Source organism: Mesorhizobium sp. M7A.F.Ca.CA.004.06.1.1, assembly GCF_003999135.1.
GTDB lineage: Bacteria > Pseudomonadota > Alphaproteobacteria > Rhizobiales > Rhizobiaceae > Mesorhizobium.
This window is the reverse complement of sequence record NZ_RZPQ01001445.1, coordinates 1-460: the sequence shown is the minus strand read 5'-3', so window position 1 is coordinate 460 and position 460 is coordinate 1. Positions and strand designations below refer to the sequence as shown.

Genomic DNA, 460 nt, shown 5'->3' with positions numbered 1-460 from the left:
CGCGCATGTTGGGCAGGCGAACCTTATCCATCTGGCCTTCCTGAAGGTCGCGGACTTCTTCCACCGTACGGATGCCGCACTGACGAAGCACTTCGGCCTGTTCGGGCGAGACGCCAGGCCACGCCGCCAGCGCCATGCCATTGACCGGGATATCCTGACCCTTCTTGAAAGCATCATAGGCCGGCTCAATCTGCATCCAGCGCGCCGTCATGAACTTCAGCTTCTCGCCGTCCTGGTCCTCGCCCATCTTCGACGGGTCGGGCAGCATCAGGCGAACGCGTTCGGTGGTCTTGGTGTTCATCGGCGAGTGCGAGGGGGAATAGGTCACCCAGTCCTCCGCCTGCCGCTCCAGCAAGCGCCGGCCGCTGGCGTCGAGCTTGTAGCCCTTCAGGTCGCATTTCTCCGTCACCGGATCGCCTTTGACCGCCAACATCTCGTAGCTCGTCTTGAACCCCATCAC

At 62.4% G+C, this 460-nt stretch carries 1 protein-coding gene; it reads right to left on the bottom strand.

What is annotated here, in order from left to right:
• The coding region (locus tag EN906_RS36855) for a hypothetical protein (RefSeq protein WP_127375901.1) at window positions 1–460 on the bottom strand (460 nt) is incomplete at both ends.